Below are 16693 nucleotides of genomic sequence, written 5' to 3' on the forward strand. Positions count from 1 at the left end.
TATTGTATTATACCAATTTAATGAACTTTTGTGTGTTTATTCGTGCAAAGGTTTCTATTAATAATTTTAGTTAATAAATCCCGATGTCGTTTAATTTATCTTGCTAATAACGTATAATACATCAGCTTTTAAAAGTGACTTTGATTAAGTGATAAAATTGGGTGAAATATGCTTGATAATTTAAGAGGCATGGCGGTTTTTGCAAGTGTTGTACGTCATGGTTCATTTAGTGGTGCTGCAAAAGAACTGGGCATAACAACAAGTGCGGTTAGTCAACAAATCCGCTCGTTAGAAAACGATATGGGTGTGGTGTTATTGCATCGCTCAACTCGTAAGTTAAGCTTAACGGAAGCAGGTACTAGTTTTTATGAGAGTGCCAAAGATGTGGTTGCGGCAGCCGAACAAGGTCGTATCCGTGTCAATCAATTACGCGATGAGTTAGCAGGGAACTTACGCATTGCGACCACGCCAGAATTGGGTGTGAATCATATTTTACCGGCGCTGTCGACTTGGATTTCGGCGCATGATGATTTAACCATCCATTTTGAAGCGGACAATCAGTATGTTGACTTAATTGAAGAGCGTATCGATATCGCCCTTCGGATGTCACCAAACCTTAATGACAGTAGTTTATCGGCGTTTCCTTTGACCGAGGTACGTCAGCTGCTGGTGGCTTCACCGCATTTTTTACGTCAAAATGAAAAATTGACCGAGCCAAAAGATTTGGCCAAACTCAATATGATTGGCATTAGTCTTATCAAAGATCCCAATCAAGTTGATATGATCAATGTGGAAACAGGTAAAAAATCACGCGTGCGTATGCCAACGCGTATTCAAACCAACAACATTATGCTTGCCACGACCCTTGCTAAAGAAGGGCATGGCGTTGCCCGTATCATGTCACTAGATATCCAAAAAGAATTGGCAAATGGCGATTTGGTGGAAGTATTGCCAGGTTACCAATTACCAAGTTATATGCTGTATGCGGTAACACCCAGACATGAACAACAACCTGCGAAGGTGACGCGCTGTCTTGAAGTGTTGACCAAGTATTTTGCTAAAGTTTAGCGGTTGGATTGTCAGTAGTAACAATAATTAGTAGCAAAAAACAATTTAATAAAAAAGCGAATAGTGAAGGCTATTCGCTTTTTTATTGATGCTGATAGTGGCTATCAAGGCTGTCTGTCAGGTGGCGCTTGGGTGACACCATAGCGAGTAAGTTGTTGATGTAGGATGCGACGTAACTCCAAAATCGCCTGCGGGCTGGTATGGACATTGTGACGACCGGTAAGCACTTTTTCAGATTCCACGCCTTCTAAATGCGAGCTGTTGTACGGCACAATACCATCGGAGACACGGTCGGTTGCCCCATATTTCACCGATTCTAAGAGTTGCTTTTTCTCATCCAGACTTTGTTTGGCTTGCGCCAGACTCGTGGTGTTATACAGATTGGTCTCTGTGGCGGGTTTCACGGTCGCGGTTGTATTGTCATTTTTCAAAGATGTTATGGATGCCGATACATCATCAGTAGTGCTATTGGCTGCCTTAGCGGTAAACTGATTGAGCGCATTGGACAAATCCTTATCATCAGTGGCGATGATGTTATTGACCGCAACATTGGGCGCGATTTTGACATCTGCCGTTAATTGGTTAAAGTAAGAGTGGCTGCTCAACTGGCTGGCGCCATTTTCCAAAAATAGCTGTGCCAGCGGATTGCTTGAAACCACCCCTTCAGTAAATAACGAATTTAAATTGCTATACACGGTGCGGATAAACCCTGCCGGTAGCGAGATGATACGGCGCAAACTGCGAGTAAACCAGCGATCGGCATAATCGGTACCGCGAAATGGTGAAGAGATAAAAATCGCGCGATCGACTTGCGGCAGCGCTTGAAGTTTAAAGCGGTCACTGAGCGTTTTGTTTTGTGCATGACGGACAAATGCGGCATAGCCTGCTGAAAAATTATTCAGCTGTGAGTAATTGGCAACCAGCGATTCGACTTTGGGCGTCAAGTCATCATTCGATACCAACAACCGCCCAATCACCCCACCCATACTATGACCAATCAGCACCGAATGTTGACTGGCAACGTCCTGCTGCTCAGGGTCGACGGTTTTAAAAGCGCGTTCAATCAAGTCATAAATTTGGTGGCGGTTTTCCAGAATCGGGATATTGGTTGGATAAAAAATCTGCCAAACTTGGAAATTTTCGCGAAGTTTTGGGTCATTAAAAATGTCATTCGTCAGTCCAATCCAAGTTTCAGGACTTGATGCCAACCCATGCATCATGATAATCACGCGCTTATTAGGATTGTAAGGCTCAAGCATAAATAAATGCGGCTGGGTCTGCTGATAGGGCGAGGCGAACAAACTTAGATAGCTGATATTGCCTAGGCGGTTGTCCTGTGACCATAAGCCATAGGCTGCCGAAAAATTCGCCGATAGTGCAAAATCTTTGTTGAGTATAGAGACACTTTTAAAGTGATAGGGATCATAAATATTGAGCGAAAAATCGGTGGTTTTTTGCAACTCATCAATGGTATTGCCTTTGGGCACCAACACCGCAGTCATAGGCAAATGCCCTGTTTGGTGGATACGTTCTTCTAGCGGTGTATCATTGGCATAGTGTTGCAACAAGTCAATAATCACCGCCGTATTGATGCGCCTATTGAGCAGTGCCACATAATTGATGCCAAAGCCATCGCGGCGACTGATGGTGTTAAATTTTGATAAATCAATCTGGTAGCTTGAGATCAACTTCATCGATGCCGATTTATCAGTAAACGGTTGTCCATTGATACTGACACGCAGTTTGTTGCGAGTGATTTGATAATTTTCTGCCATTTTTTGATGATACAGGCGATCACCTAACGCATCGATGGCAGCGTAATACAAATCCTGAATTTGGGTATCGCGTTCTTTTGGCAGATAATATAATTGTGACGGTTGTTGATTGACGACGGTTGGATTGAGGATATCGTACATCAAATAAATGTAAGAAAACCGAATCGATTGCAGCATATCGTCTTGAAAGGCAGTGGTACAAGAGATTTCATCGGGTTTGGGCGCTACAACGTCGGTCTTGCCAACCAAATCTTTGGCATAGTCTGTAGCCAAATCTTTTGGCGGATTGGTACAAGTTTTGGCTTGCTGGCGCTGCTGGGCAGAGGCGTAAAACAGCTCACTAATTGCGCCATAAATCCCTTTATCGGTATTAAGATCCGCTTGCTTGAGCATCACTACACAGGCAGGCATGTTTACCAAGCATTTTTCTTCATCTAAACCTGCCTGCACTAAACGGCTTTTGGTGTCAGAACTCAATCGGCTGCCCGATAACACGCTGACGCGCTGATCGATGATGGCTCTTGCAGTATCGCGGCTACCGATTTTGGTGGTGGCGCAGCCAGTAAGGGTGATGATAGTAACCAATGTCGTCGCTGTGATGAGAGACGTTTGACAAAATCTAGTAGATTGGTTTGTTAGCGGCATGGTGATTTACTCGGCTAAAATAGAGCAAAAAAGGATAGAGCAATAATAGATAGCACAAAAAAAATGCAGCGCAAAAAATGTACCTATCACTGAATGATAGGGTGAAAAAAATCACCATGCTAAAATTCAACTATGATGGTGAATTAGCATGGTGACTTAGCAGTGATATTAAACCACGGCTAGGGTATGAACGCAAAAAATTATTGAACGACTTTTGCAGGGATATCCCAAATATAGTATTTACCGCTATTGACGATGCGTAATTGCTCATCGATATACGGATTGTCTGGGTTTTTGGCTTTAAATTCCGTTAACCGTTGAATGGCGCGGTCTTTTTTGTCATCCAATAAATCCGCTTGCGCCAAACTTTGCGTAGCTTCTAGATAGCCCATTTTTTCGGCTTTTTCTAAGTATTTGGCACCTTCTTTAAAACCGCCACCCTCAGCGAGCATTGCGCCATATAAGAAGTTGGCTTCTGCTGTGTCATTGAGCCTCACGGCACGGGCTATATAATTGCCTGCACGCACGGCATAATCAGAACCTAAATCCAGATTGCGACCCATGGCATTGAGTTTTGCTGCACGCAGTAGCACCTCATAAGAGGCATTTGGATTTTGTGCGTAGGTCTCAATCCATGCGGTCAATGATTTGAGTCGCTCAGTGGTATTGTAGCGCTCAGTACGGCTCGAAAAAACAGGTGGGTAATGACGCGCCATTGGGGTAACATAAGTAATAAAATCGTCTAACACGCTGACATCTAACTGTGTACTATTATCCGCGGTTCGTGGAATCAAAACGGTTTTTATTGTTGAGATATTACTAAGCGTTAAAGTCGGTAGCGGGATATTGGCAAAGTTTTGCGCTGAAATATCCGTGCCTACCAATTGTACACTGTTGGTAGATGGATAAATAACGTTGGCAACCGTTGGGGCGGTCAAAACAGGCACTATCACTGAACCTGTATTTGAGGTGGCTGACGGGGGTGTCGTTTGCGGGGTAGTATTCTTCACGCTATTACTGACCGTATCAGCCGATTTTTCGGTTGATTTGTTGGTAGTTTTGGCTTTGGTCACCGTGGTTTTTTTAATGGCTGTTGTCTGGGTAGCGGGTTTTGCCGTGGTGGTTTTGGTGGTGGTCGTCTTGGTTGTTGTTTTTGCGGTTGCCGTTGCAGCCATCGCTACAGTGGCATTGGTTGCCATCAAAATAGCTAAGGTATATGTTAGGGGTTTTACCATGTGAGTCATTGAAATTTCCTTAAAAAATTGGGTGGGATGGATTGCAAAAATCAGTCAGCTTATCCCATAGCAACAATGTAAAGCAATAATGTAAAAATACTATCAAAAAAAAATAAAGTTATTGTTATATTTTTACGCGAAAACAGCGCGATTAAGCAAGGTTATAGCAATAAACACGCCAGCCAACGATTGAGGCTGTCAGTCGCGCTCATTTAAACACGCTCGGTTAAGCACGCTTAGTTAAAGATTCTCAGTTAAATATGATACGCCACCGTTTTCATGCAGTTAGCCAAAAAACGCATCGTAGTTTTGATGGGTAGTGGCAATGGGCTGGCGCCTGATTCGACTGCTTTATCACGGTGATGTAATTCTTCTTTATCCATTTGGCTTAAAATCTCAGCACTGCGTTTATCGTGTGCAGGTAGCTTACCAAGATGGCTGTGCAAATGCTCGCTGACTTGGGTTTCTGTCTCTGCGACAAACCCCAAACTAAACTCATCAGAAATCAATCCTGCTACCGCACCCATGCCAAACGATAGCCCATACCAAAGCGGACTAAAAATACTAGGATGACTACCCAATTCATTTAACCGCGTCTCACACCATACCAAATGGTCAATCTCCTCTAGCGCAGATTGGTGCATGGCTTTTTTGACTGTTGCTTGTTTGGCGGTAAATGCTTGACCGTGATACAGTCCTTGCGCGCATACTTCGCCCGTGTGATTGATACGCATGAGACCTGCGACATGACGCGCTTCTTCCACGGACAGTTTTGGCACATCGGGGCTAGAGACAGGCAATGGGCGGGTGCTAAGATTACTGTTTGGAATAAACGAGCGAATCGCCCGATCAAAGAAGACAATATTGCGGTCTAGCTTACTGAGTGATAGGTTGTTTTGTGCTGGTTCAATCGACATAGGCGCTCTATTCAAAGTGTTTCTAATCGCTATTATGCGCAGAATATGGCGTTAATTCTACTCAATATCACAACTTTTGACTAGTAAATCTATGTAGCTGATGGGCGATTTGGCTATTTTATAAAAATCCCGTGATGGGCTAGGTAATCACGGGATGTTGTGTGATAACGATATATTATACGGGTGGTAATTGTAAACGGTAAGCTTCTGCAAAGTTATGACCGGTTAAGGCTTCAGTCGCTTTGACCGTGACATAGCTTCCAGGGGCATCGCCATAGGTTGGGATTTCTTTACCTTGGCTATTTTGACCGACAACACGGGCCTTGATTTCGTTGCCCTCAAACGGTTTGATCCAGTCATGCCATCTTGTCCACCAGGTATCTTTAACATAGGTGGCGTCTTTGTACCATTGGTCAGCGTCTGCAGTGTAGTTGTCGTTGGTGTAGTAACCATATTTACTACCTGGGGGGTTCATGATACCCGCAATATGGCCTGATTCACCCAACACGAATACTTTTTCACCGCCAAATACTTGCGTACCTGGGTAACAGCTTTTCCATTTTGCGATATGGTCTTGCAAGGTTGCCACCATAAACACAGGAGTTTTAACTTTTGATAAGTCAATTTTCACGCCGTCAATTTCAACCCCACCCGGTTTACGCAGCAAGTTGTTGATATAGAACTCACGCAGTAAAAAATGGTGCAGGGCAGCAGTCACGTTGGTACAGTCTGAGTTCCAATATAACAAGTCAAAAGGTACAGGGCGCTCGCCTTTTAGGTAGTTTTGGACATAGTAGTTCCAGTATAGGCTGTTCTCACGGAGTAGGCTAAATGACACGCCCATCATTCGCCCATCAAATACACCTTTGTCGGCGTTTTGCTTGTCAATCGCAGTAACGATTTTGTCATCGATAAAGACGCCGATATCACCTGGATCTGAGAAATCAATAATGGTGGCCCAAAGTGTCGCACTAGCAATGCGGCTTTCTTGCTTGGTCGCGGCAAGATAGCCTAGCGTCAATGCTGTCAACATACCCCCAATACAGTAACCTGTGATATTGATGGTTTTTTCACCCGTGATGGCTTCAATTTGGTCCATCGCTGCAAGCACACCGTCTTTCATGTAAGTGCTCATGCCAACATTTTTGTACTCAGGCGTTGGGTTGGCCCAAGAGATGACATAAACCGTATGACCTTCATTGACTGCCCAACGCACAAACGAGTTGTTCTCACGTAAGTCCATGATGTAGAATTTGTTGATCCATGGTGGCACCATCAACAACGGACGTTGTTTTACTTTTTCGGTTGAAGGCTCGTACTGAATGAGCTGCATCATATGGTTTTCAAATACCACTTTTCCTTTTGAGGTGGCGATGTTGTCACCCACCCGGAACGCGCTTTGGTCAGTCATACGGATATTGAGTGTATCGGCGCTGTTGCCCATGTCCTCAGCCAACTGCTTCATACCTTGAACCAGGTTTTGACCACGACTTTCGATGGTCAAACGTAGTACTTCAGGGTTGGTCAATAAGAAGTTGGTTGGGGCCACCGCATTGATCCATTGGCGGGTAAAAAAAGCCAAACGTTGACGGGTTTTTTCATCAATACCTTCAACGCCATCAATCGCATCCATCATCGCTTGGGTAGTTAATAAATAATACTGTTTTAGGAAGTTAAAAATAGGATTGTCCTCCCATTCTTCATCACTAAACCGTTTGTCGCCTTTTTCCGGGCTTGCCACTGGGTCGATTTTCTTACCGGCAAATTGTTGCAGTGTGTTTTGCCACAAGTGCATTTGGTCTTTAAACAACTGCAATTGGTCTTCAACCATCGTGCCTGGGTGATTGGTCACCATCTGACCCATTTTACGCCAACCATCCATTAAATCCATCATGATGGAAGTATTGGTATACTGCGGCGCTTGGTTGGCACGCATCGATTGCTGTGCAATCTGTTGGCTCAGTTTGGTCATATTGCCAAAAAATTCGCTATAGAATTCACCGACCGCAGCATTGTAAGGTGGAATACTAGAGGCCATGTGAGCAAATGGATTGGTTTTACTCAAAAAATCCAGCGGATTTTGAGGTATGCCAAAAGCATTGTTACCAAAAGCATTATTGCCAAAGGGAAAATTGGCGAATGGGTTATAACCAAAAGGGTTGTTATTGGTGTTGTCTGAACTTTGGCTGTTGTCATTGGCTGAGTTAGCGTTCGTTCCTTGATATTGGGTGTCTTTATTGTCTGCCATGATAAGTCCCGTTATTATAATGTGCTTGATAAAAATTCGCTGTGAATATGCACGTCTACTTAAAAATATGGTGGATTAGGCATCTGTCTAATCCACCACTTTTATAGATTCATAAGCCGCTATTCATCTATCAGGTAAAACATAAATAGCGGTTTATAAATGATACAGTCTTAAGAATGACTACGATGCACCAAACCAATTATTTTGCCGCAGGGGTTGTTTTTGCTGCAGGTTTTGCCGCTTCGCTATTTTGTGTTTGTGCTGCATCATTAGTGGTGCGGGTTGCCGCAGCAGTCACGTTAGTCGCAGCTTTGTTCATGTTTTGGGTGGTTTGTTTAACCGCTTCTGACATTTGGTTTGCCGCTTTATGCATGTTTTCGTTCACTTTGCGGTTAAAGTCTTCTGCCGTTTTTGATGCGTTGCTAGCAGCGCTTTGCATCGCATCTTGCATACTGGATGCATTTTGGCTATAGATTTCATTCATCGCTGACATGACTTCATTACGGATTTCATTGCCAAGCTCAGTCAAACGCTGTGCATCTGACAACATTTTTTGACCCAATTGGTTGAGCAGCTCAGTTTGTTTTTGGTTGAAGCTTGAAGCCGCTTCTGGAGAGTCAACAGAAGAAACATTGCGAAGTTGCTCAAGACCCATTTCTGAGTAATGGCGCATTGTTTCTAAAGAAAAGTCAGTCATTTTTTCCGCATTTCGTAACATCGCTTGGTTGAAGCGAGACCATGGTGCGTACATTTGACGTGAACCATCTTTCATTTTATCCATAAAATCGTTGTTCATAATTGACCTCATTAGGCTACCAGAAAAAACAAGAAGGGTATTGAAGAATACCAAGTTGCGATACATTTTCTAATCAAAAATATGACTAAAATGAATGTGATAAGCTTTAAGCATAGTCTATTTGCTTGATATTACAATATCATGAAAGATGGCTAAATTAAACCTTGCGAGGAGCTTAAAAGTAAAAAACAATCGCCATTTATGTTAATATTTGTAATAATATAATCAACTAGACAGTAAGAGTCGGTAACCGATAAAAATCGGTTATATCTTACCATTCATCCTAAAAATAGTTGACAGGTTTGTCACTCTTAATTATTGGTTTCTATCGTGATTGTATGCTCAAGTGATAAAGCTAATTCGAGCTGTTCATCGGTCAAGATGACATAAATTTGTTTGTCATCGTCTGAGTTGATTCGTAAAATCGGAACGTCAATACGGCCATCGATATTTTTATCCGCATCCAAACTAAAACCTAAAAAATCGAGTTGTTCGACAATCATCTGACGGATAATTGCCGACTGTTCACCTATACCTGCGGTAAAGATAAGCGCATCACAGCCTTTCATACTAACCATCAGGCTTGCGATTTCTTTGGCGGCATGCGTGGCAAAATACGCCAATGCAAATTTGGCGCGTGGGTCATCGCTAGCGAGCAAATCACGCACGTCATTGCTAATTTCAGATAAACCAAGCAAACCCGACTCTTTATATAGGCATTGGTTCATTTGCTCGAGCGTCCAACCTTGCTCGACCATATATAAAATCACCCCAGAATCCAAATGACCCGGACGGGTACCCATTGGTACGCCATCTAATCCACTAAAGCCAAAGGTACTGTCTTTCGACTCGCCATTGTCGACCGCGGTGATACTACAGCCACTACCCAAATGCGCGATGATTAAGCGTTTTTTGGCAATCTTTGGGAGATAAGTTTCAAGTTTACGCATAATCGCCTGATACGATAAACCATGAAAGCCATAACAGCGCACGCCTTGATCACGCAGCGATTTTGGCAGCGCATAGCTAGACCAAATCTCTGGGCGATGGTAGTGAAAGGCGGTATCAAAGGCAGCGATGTGCACCAGTTTTTTATCCATGGCTTGCAGCGCGTTGACCACAGATAGGGCAGGAGGCTGATGTAGCGGGCAAATCGGTGACAGCTCCACCAAATGCGCCATCACTGTCTCGTTGATCACCACAGGAACATGATAGCGTTTGCCACCATGAACCACTCGGTGGATACAGACAATCTCACGCGCGGGAAAGGCCTGTCTAACACGAGTAAACAGGCTTACCGCGGTGTCTGTCAGGCTATCTTGGGGTTCCCAGTCAGACAAAGATTGTGGCATGGAGTGCCAGACTTTGTTTTTGGTTTTTAGGTTGATATTGACATCAAACAAGGGGGACCACGCAAGGGGGGATGAGTCGACTGCCTTAGCCGTGTCGTACGCCGCCATTTTGATAGTCGCTGAACCCACGTTGAAAGTCACCGCGATCGGGTGAGTTAAGTCAATATGCCTCATGACAGAATCGTTCATGCTAGTAATCTCAATTAATCTCAAGTAACCTGAATTAACATCAAGCTTGTTTACGCTTTTGCGCAACGTAGGCGCCAAGGGCAATAGAATACAGGCGGTCGAGTTCGTCATCCGAACGGCTGGTCAACACAATCGGCACTTTTGAACCCATGACAATACCAGCGGCTTTGGCTTCGCCCAAATAAATTAACTGTTTACCTAGCATATTGCCCGCTTCTAAGTCAGGTACCAGTAAAATATCGACATCGCCCGTGACAGGTGAGTGGATATGTTTGATATCCGCAGAATGTTGGCTAATCGCATTGTCAAATGCTAGTGGTCCATCAAGCAAGGCGCCGGTGATTTGCCCCCGGTCTGCCATTTTGCATAACGCGGCGGCATCAATGGTCGATTGCATTTGCGGTTTGACTTCTTCAACCGCTGCCAAGATGGCTACTTTAGGCTGCTCAATATCTAGCGCGTGCGCAAAATCAATCGCATTTTGCAAAATGTCTTTTTTGGTCAGCAAATCTGGCACCACGTTGAGTGCACAATCGGTCAAGGTCAAAAGCTTGTGATACGTGGGACTTTCCATTAACCACACGTGGCTCATACGGCGCTCGGTGCGTAGGTTTTGGGTTTTATCGATCAGCACACCCATTAACTCATCGGTATGCACTGAACCTTTGATGATAAAGTCGGCTTGCTGTTCACGAACCATTTTTGCGGCGATTTCAACCGCGTCGTGGCTATGCTCAGCATCCACTAACGTAAAGCCTGAAATATCTAAATTGGCGTCAGTAGCGGCTTTTTCGATTTTGTATTTTGGACCGACCAAAATCGGGGTGATGATGTGGTGCTGATGTGCTTGGATACAAGATTGCAAGATGATATCGGTAGTAGGGTGCACCACCACGGCAGGGACAGGGGAGACAAAGCGCCCTTGTGCTAAAAGCTGCGAAAGTTTGGTTAACATCGTGTTGCCCTTATGAGTTGACATAAATAACATTAAGCACTTAGGTTTTGATTAAGCGAGCGGTATAGATTGACATAAAACAGTATGAACCAATGACATGACAGCAAGATGAATCGGTTGTTACGGTGTGTTTGCCGCGCCGCTTAACTTATTAGCTTAGCTTATCTTAACTTAATTTGGCTTAACCAAAGCTAGCCTGAGTCAACTAATCTTGGTAATACCGGCACCGATAATTTTACTGATGCCCCCTGTTTGCGGCACTACTTGGATTTGACTGCTGATTCTATCTTTGAGCGCCTGAATATGGGAAATCACGCCAATTAGCTTGCCCGATTGCTGTAGGTTGGTTAGGGTGTCGAGCGCTACATCGAGTGCTTCTTCATCGAGTGTACCAAAACCTTCATCCAAAAACAGCGAATCTACTTGCATGCGGTGACTGGCCATATTTGACAGTCCCAATGCAAGCGACAAGCTGATAATAAAACTCTCACCACCTGATAGATTTTTGCTGGTGCGGATTTGCCCGCCTTGGTAATTGTCCATCACGTTGAGCATCAAGGGCTGCTCGCTATCAGCTATCAACAAATAACGGTCGCTCATTTTTTTGAGCTGTTCATTGGCATGGGCAACCATGATATTAAAGGTCAAGCCTTGGGCAAAGTTACGGAATAGTTTGCCATCCCTTGAACCAATCAACTGATGCAATACCTTCCATTCTTCAGTATGGTTGCGCTGTTGGTTGATGGCATCTAATAGCTGCTGCTGGTTTTGCTTAAGGGCTTCATTGGCTGCTAGCTGCTGTTCAACGGCGCCCAATTGTTTTTGCTGCTCGCTAAATTGCTGTTGCAATTGCCCAAGCGCATCGAGCAATTGCTCAACTGACAGCGCAGTTTGGGGATGATCAAGTAACTGCTGCTGTATGCGTTTGGCTTCAGACAGTAGGTTATGATTGCGCTGCTGGCTGTCATGGAGTTGATTGGCAAGCTGTTGTAAGCGTTCCCGCTCGGTATCGACCAACACCGCAGCGCGATAATCCGCCTCATCCACAAAACCCAATGTCGCAAAACGCTGCTGGATGTCGTCTTGTAGCGTTTGCTGGGCAGTTTTTAGATGGTTAGTGCTAGTGGTCAAAGATGCGATTTGTTGTTGCAAAATTTGCAGCTGACTTAGCTGCTCATGAAAGGCGGTTTGGCTGATTTGATAGTCCTGCAAAGCCTGATTTTTTGCTTGGACTAATGCGTGAGAGACGATGTCTACCGCTTGTTCGCCAAACAAGGCGTATCGCTGCGCCTGTAGCTCGCTAATCTCTTGCGCCAACGCTTGCTGTCGCTGACGGGCTTGGTGTTGATTTTGGGTTAAATGGTGCTGATCTGCCACCAATCGGGTGAGCGCTTGCTCAATTCCTGTGATGGTGTCATTGATATGGCTAAGCTTAGTTTCTAATCCTTGATAGTGCTGTAAAAGTTGCGCAAGGGTATCGATATGCTGATTTAATTGGGCATTCACATCCTGTGTGGTAGCAAAGCTAAAAGTGCGTTCGCGCGTTGCAAAAGGCATCAGTAACTTGTCAATGCGCTGTATTACTTGATGTTGCTTATCGGCGATAACCAATTGCTGGGCATCAATACCGCGGATTCTGTCTTGGCGATGTTGCTGCTGATTGTGTAGCAGGGTTTGTTGCTGCAAAACGTCATTGTATTGCTCGCTCAATGAGGCTAATCGCTGCTGAGTTTGCTGCTGCTCGGATTGTACGGCTTCGATTTGCGTCAGTGAATCTTGCAGTGCTGCCAAAGACTGCTGATTGTTGGTTTGTTGAGCCTGAATTATCGTCACCAATCTTTGAAGGGCTTGGTGGTCTATATCGTCATCGGTGCTGGGGGCTGCAACGGGCGGTAATGCTTCAATTGCCTGTTGTACAGGTTGAGCATGTATAAGGTGTTGGCTGGCAAGCTGTAATTGATTTAATAAACGTTGGTTGTGTGCCTCTAAGTGCTGTAAATGCTCATTGCGCTGTTGCTGGTTATTTGTGAGTGCATGCTCTTCAAGCAATAACTGCTGTAATCGGCAATTGATGTCATCAAGCCGTTGTTTGGCAATCGCTAATTGTTGCTCTGTATCATCGGGCGTGTAGGGCTTATGGGTGGCGAAAGGATGTGCGGTTGAGCCACACAGCGGGCAAGGTTCGCCATGGCGTAATCTATCGCGCTCCTCGGTTAAATTTTGAATTTTTGCCAATAAAATCAAGTTGCGGTTTAACAATTCGACAGTCTGCTCGGCGGCTTGTTGCTGCTGCTCGCTAGTTAGTCGTTGGCTAGCAATCTGAGCCAATTGAGTTTGACCATCGGCTAATTGCTGCACAAATTGTTGATAGTGTTGTAGGTTGGTTTGCCAAGTCTGCACATCGCTTTGCATGGCGGCAAGCTGCTGGTCGGTTTGCCAATAAATTTCAACCTGCTGTCGCAATGCTGCTGCCGACTGCCCTTGTGTCAGATGATGTAAGTGACTGGTTTGGCTCTCTAAGTTTTGTCGATGCTCAGAAATTTGTGATTGCAATTGCGTGAGCTGTGATTGCAGAGCGCTGGCTTGCTGCTCATTGTGCTGAAAATCACCCTGTAGCTGCTGCTGTTCGTTGACTAAAGCCTGCGCTTGTTCACTGAGTGCTTGGCTAGATTCCTGTAGTTGGGTGAGGGAGGCCAATGTTTGAGGCAAGGTTGTTGCCTCAGGGATTTGCTGCTGCGCTTGGATGAACTGCTCACGCTGTGTTTGCTGGCTAACAAGCTGCTGCTGCTGACTATCAATGCTTTGGGCATTATGCGCCAATTGCTCACCAAGCTGTGACAACTGCTGCGCAATCTCTTGGGCGTACTGATTTTTTTGCCCAAGGGTAGTGTCAAGCTTGCGCACTTGGTTTAATAACGGTTGGGCTTGTTGCCAGTCGTTTTCGGTTTGCTGGGCTTTTGCTTGACGCTCATCTTGGTTTTTTTGAGCAAGTTGGCAATGGTGTTCGGCGGTGGGTAGCCGGTGTTGATAACTAGCAAGATCACTGAGCTGTGTGCTCAACAAATCGCGCTGATAATCAAGTTTTTTAATATCACCCGACACTTCAAGGGCTTTTAGTGCGCGCTGTAGTTGGATTTTTTGTGGGGCAAATTGGCTTTCTTGCTCGGCAAGGTCGCGTGCTTCATGCTTAAGCTTATGGATTTGGTGCGTGTATGCGTCAAGGTTTTGTCGCCATAGCTTATCAGACTCGATTTTAGTCATGGCGGTTTTGGTTTCATTAACGATGTCCACCAGGGCGTTTTTTTGTGAGGTTAGGCTGTGTACTTCTTCATCAGATAACACCGTCATGCCTGATAAGCGATCGGTAAGCGTCTTAAGTTCAGCGTCTGATTGGGTTTTAAACTCGTGTACTTTTTTTGAGATATCGCCATAGATTTCAGTGCCGGTGATTTCTTCGAGCAGATTGGAGCGCTCATCGCTATTGGCTTGCAAAAAAGCGGCAAAACTGCCTTGCGCTAGTAGCATGGCACGGGTAAAACGGTCAAAATCCATGCCGGTGAATTCAGCGACCAGTTTTCTAGTTTTTCTGGTTTGGGTTTCAAGCGGTGGTAAATTTGTAGCGTCATCGGTAAAAGGGGCGATTTCATGCGTCGGCGATTGCAAATTGCCTTCGGGGTTTTTTCTGGCGCGCTTTTGTAGCCAAGTACAGCGATAAATGCCATTTTTGGTGGCAAAAATCACTTCACTCAAACATTCGCCGGTATGGCGTGACATGAGGTCATTTTTGCTTTGGGTAATCTCGCCCAAGCGTGGCGTCGCACCATATAAGGCAAGACAAATGGCATCTAAAATGGTGCTTTTGCCCGCACCTGTCGAGCCTGTGATGGCAAAAATACCTTCATCGGCATACGCGGCATGGCGAAAGTCAATTTCCCATTCGCCTTGCAATGAATTAAGGTTTTGAAAGCGAAGCTTTAAGATTCTCATTGCTGCCCCCCTTGCAAACTTTCAAGCACTTCAGTATATCTTGACCATAACATGGGTTTTTGCTCTTCTAGCACTTGATGGGCAATTAGACAGCGTTCAAACACTTGTGTTGGGTTTAACTCTTCAAGTGACTCATCCATGCGCTGGCTTTGCATCACCTGATCGCGTTTTTGCTGATTTTTGATGCGTAGTACTTCAAGCCTAGAGTCTTTAACCAGTTCTGCAATTTTTTCTGATAAATCACCCACGACTTCTTGCCCATCATACACCACTTCAAGCCAAACTGATTGTTGGGAATTTTTTAGGCTGTGTAAGCTAGTTTTGATGGTTTGCCAATCACCTTTGAGCGTTTGGATGGGTTGGAACACAGGAACAGGCAGTGATTGCAGGAGGGTAGTATCGCTAAGCTTGGCTATATTGTAAGGCTGTCCACTAAGTTGCCCACTTAGATGATAACTGGGTGTATCATATCCTGCTTTATGGCTCGCTTGAGCATCAACCTCTGCGTTAATCCCAGTTTCTGCATTTATCGCGCCAAGCATGGATGATTCAGGCAATTCTTCATCCGCAAATAAATCCATCGACGCATGGCTCACACTTTTGCGTTTTTTGACAGGGGTTGGCGCAGAGACAAGCGGTTTTTTTTGAATGGTTAAAGTCTGTAATGGCTGAGACAGTAAGTCAGGCTTGGCATCAAATCGCAGCAAATGCACTTGTTTTTGCTGGCGACTTTCACCAAAACCCATGGCAATGGGTGAGCCAGCGTAACGGATGTGTGGTTGTCCGCCAACCACTTGCGGAATATGTAAATGCCCAAGCGCCACATAGTCAATCTGTGGGTGAAAAATCTCTGCACCGATACTACCGAGTGAGCCGACATACAAATCACGCACCCCATCGCCTTCCATCGTTTGCCCGCCCACAGTAAATAAATGCCCCGTTGCCACAATCGGAATGCTACGCTTATATTTGGCTTTGAGCTGCGCTTGTTGCGCAATCGCAATATCGGCAATCTGTGCATAATGGGCTTTGATGCCTTGGGCAAGTTTGCGTTCTTTATCATCCAATCGTTCGCCATGCCCGACGGTTCGTACATCACGGTCACGCAAGTAGGGAACTGCCATGACAATGAGCTCAGGTTGCCCTGATTTATCTGATAACGTAATCACTTCATCAGTCGGCGTATCTGTCATACTACCGATGATATGGATGTTAAAGGCTTTGAGTAGCTGTTTGGGCGCCTCCAAAAAACTGGCTGAATCATGGTTGCCCGCTACGATAATCACATGGCGGCAATCGGTATGGCAAACTTGACTTAAAAAATCATAATATAAATTTTGCGCTTGGTTACTGGGGGCGGTGGTATCAAAAATATCCCCTGCAATCAGTAGCACATCGACTTTTTGCTCACGCAGCGTCTGTAACTGCCAGTCTAAAAACTGCTTAAATTCATCGTAGCGTGGCTTACCATAAAGCCTACGACCCAAATGCCAATCTGATGTATGTAATAAAGTGAGCATAAAAAA

At 44.9% G+C, this 16693-nt stretch carries 10 protein-coding genes; 1 reads left to right on the forward strand and 9 read right to left on the reverse strand.

The window, feature by feature from the left end; translation table 11 throughout:
* Positions 1-168 precede the first annotated feature (168 nt).
* Positions 169-1068, forward strand: coding sequence for a LysR family transcriptional regulator (locus RTP55_RS09070; RefSeq protein WP_096488551.1), 900 nt, complete (start codon positions 169-171; stop codon positions 1066-1068).
* Between the two features lie 104 nt (positions 1069-1172).
* Here the strand turns inward: RTP55_RS09070 and RTP55_RS09075 are convergent, their stop codons facing one another.
* The 9 genes from RTP55_RS09075 to RTP55_RS09115 form a co-directional block, all read right to left on the reverse strand.
* Positions 1173-3488, reverse strand: coding sequence for an esterase/lipase family protein (locus tag RTP55_RS09075; RefSeq protein WP_312385682.1), 2316 nt, complete (start codon positions 3486-3488; stop codon positions 1173-1175).
* A gap of 200 nt (positions 3489-3688) precedes the next feature.
* Positions 3689-4732, reverse strand: coding sequence for a tetratricopeptide repeat protein (locus RTP55_RS09080; RefSeq protein WP_312385684.1), 1044 nt, complete (start codon positions 4730-4732; stop codon positions 3689-3691).
* A 245-nt stretch (positions 4733-4977) separates the two neighbouring features.
* A complete protein-coding gene (gene coq7, locus RTP55_RS09085) occupies positions 4978-5640 on the reverse strand; it encodes a 2-polyprenyl-3-methyl-6-methoxy-1,4-benzoquinone monooxygenase (RefSeq protein WP_312385685.1) in 663 nt (220 codons plus the stop codon).
* Between the two features lie 175 nt (positions 5641-5815).
* Positions 5816-7888 carry a class I poly(R)-hydroxyalkanoic acid synthase gene (phaC, locus tag RTP55_RS09090; RefSeq protein ID WP_312385686.1) on the reverse strand — a complete coding sequence of 691 codons (2073 nt, stop codon included), beginning with the start codon at positions 7886-7888 and terminating at the stop codon, positions 5816-5818.
* Between the two features lie 199 nt (positions 7889-8087).
* Complete coding sequence (locus RTP55_RS09095) at positions 8088-8684, reverse strand: phasin family protein (RefSeq protein ID WP_007116432.1); 597 nt, start codon at positions 8682-8684, stop codon at positions 8088-8090.
* Positions 8685-8995: 311 nt separating this feature from the next.
* Positions 8996-10225, reverse strand: a complete 1230-nt coding sequence (locus RTP55_RS09100) for an acetate/propionate family kinase (protein WP_312385687.1) — start codon at positions 10223-10225, stop codon at positions 8996-8998.
* A 40-nt stretch (positions 10226-10265) separates the two neighbouring features.
* A complete protein-coding gene (locus RTP55_RS09105; protein WP_312385689.1) occupies positions 10266-11180 on the reverse strand; it encodes a bifunctional enoyl-CoA hydratase/phosphate acetyltransferase in 915 nt (304 codons plus the stop codon).
* Positions 11181-11381: 201 nt separating this feature from the next.
* On the reverse strand, positions 11382-15167 hold the full coding sequence (locus RTP55_RS09110) for an AAA family ATPase (RefSeq protein WP_312385690.1): 3786 nt from the start codon (positions 15165-15167) through the stop codon (positions 11382-11384).
* The gene (locus tag RTP55_RS09115) at positions 15164-16687 is read right to left on the reverse strand and encodes an exonuclease SbcCD subunit D C-terminal domain-containing protein (RefSeq protein WP_312385692.1); all 1524 of its coding nucleotides are present in this window, start codon (positions 16685-16687) and stop codon (positions 15164-15166) included. The genes RTP55_RS09110 and RTP55_RS09115 overlap by 4 nt, the downstream gene beginning before the upstream one ends.
* Positions 16688-16693 lie beyond the last annotated feature (6 nt).

This window comes from Moraxella sp. CTOTU47579 (genome assembly GCF_032004885.1).
GTDB lineage: Bacteria > Pseudomonadota > Gammaproteobacteria > Pseudomonadales > Moraxellaceae > Faucicola > Faucicola tetraodonis.

What these genes read in the sequence shown, in the direction of transcription:
- RTP55_RS09070 (WP_096488551.1), top strand. Translation starts at nt 169, where the DNA reads ATGCTTGATAATTTAAGAGGCATGGCGGTTTTTGCAAGTGTTGTACGT.
- RTP55_RS09075 (WP_312385682.1), bottom strand. Translation starts at nt 3,488, where the DNA reads ATGCCGCTAACAAACCAATCTACTAGATTTTGTCAAACGTCTCTCATC.
- RTP55_RS09080 (WP_312385684.1), bottom strand. Translation starts at nt 4,732, where the DNA reads ATGACTCACATGGTAAAACCCCTAACATATACCTTAGCTATTTTGATG.
- coq7 (WP_312385685.1), bottom strand. Translation starts at nt 5,640, where the DNA reads ATGTCGATTGAACCAGCACAAAACAACCTATCACTCAGTAAGCTAGAC.
- phaC (WP_312385686.1), bottom strand. Translation starts at nt 7,888, where the DNA reads ATGGCAGACAATAAAGACACCCAATATCAAGGAACGAACGCTAACTCA.
- RTP55_RS09095 (WP_007116432.1), bottom strand. Translation starts at nt 8,684, where the DNA reads ATGAACAACGATTTTATGGATAAAATGAAAGATGGTTCACGTCAAATG.
- RTP55_RS09100 (WP_312385687.1), bottom strand. Translation starts at nt 10,225, where the DNA reads ATGAACGATTCTGTCATGAGGCATATTGACTTAACTCACCCGATCGCG.
- RTP55_RS09105 (WP_312385689.1), bottom strand. Translation starts at nt 11,180, where the DNA reads ATGTTAACCAAACTTTCGCAGCTTTTAGCACAAGGGCGCTTTGTCTCC.
- RTP55_RS09110 (WP_312385690.1), bottom strand. Translation starts at nt 15,167, where the DNA reads ATGAGAATCTTAAAGCTTCGCTTTCAAAACCTTAATTCATTGCAAGGC.
- RTP55_RS09115 (WP_312385692.1), bottom strand. Translation starts at nt 16,687, where the DNA reads ATGCTCACTTTATTACATACATCAGATTGGCATTTGGGTCGTAGGCTT.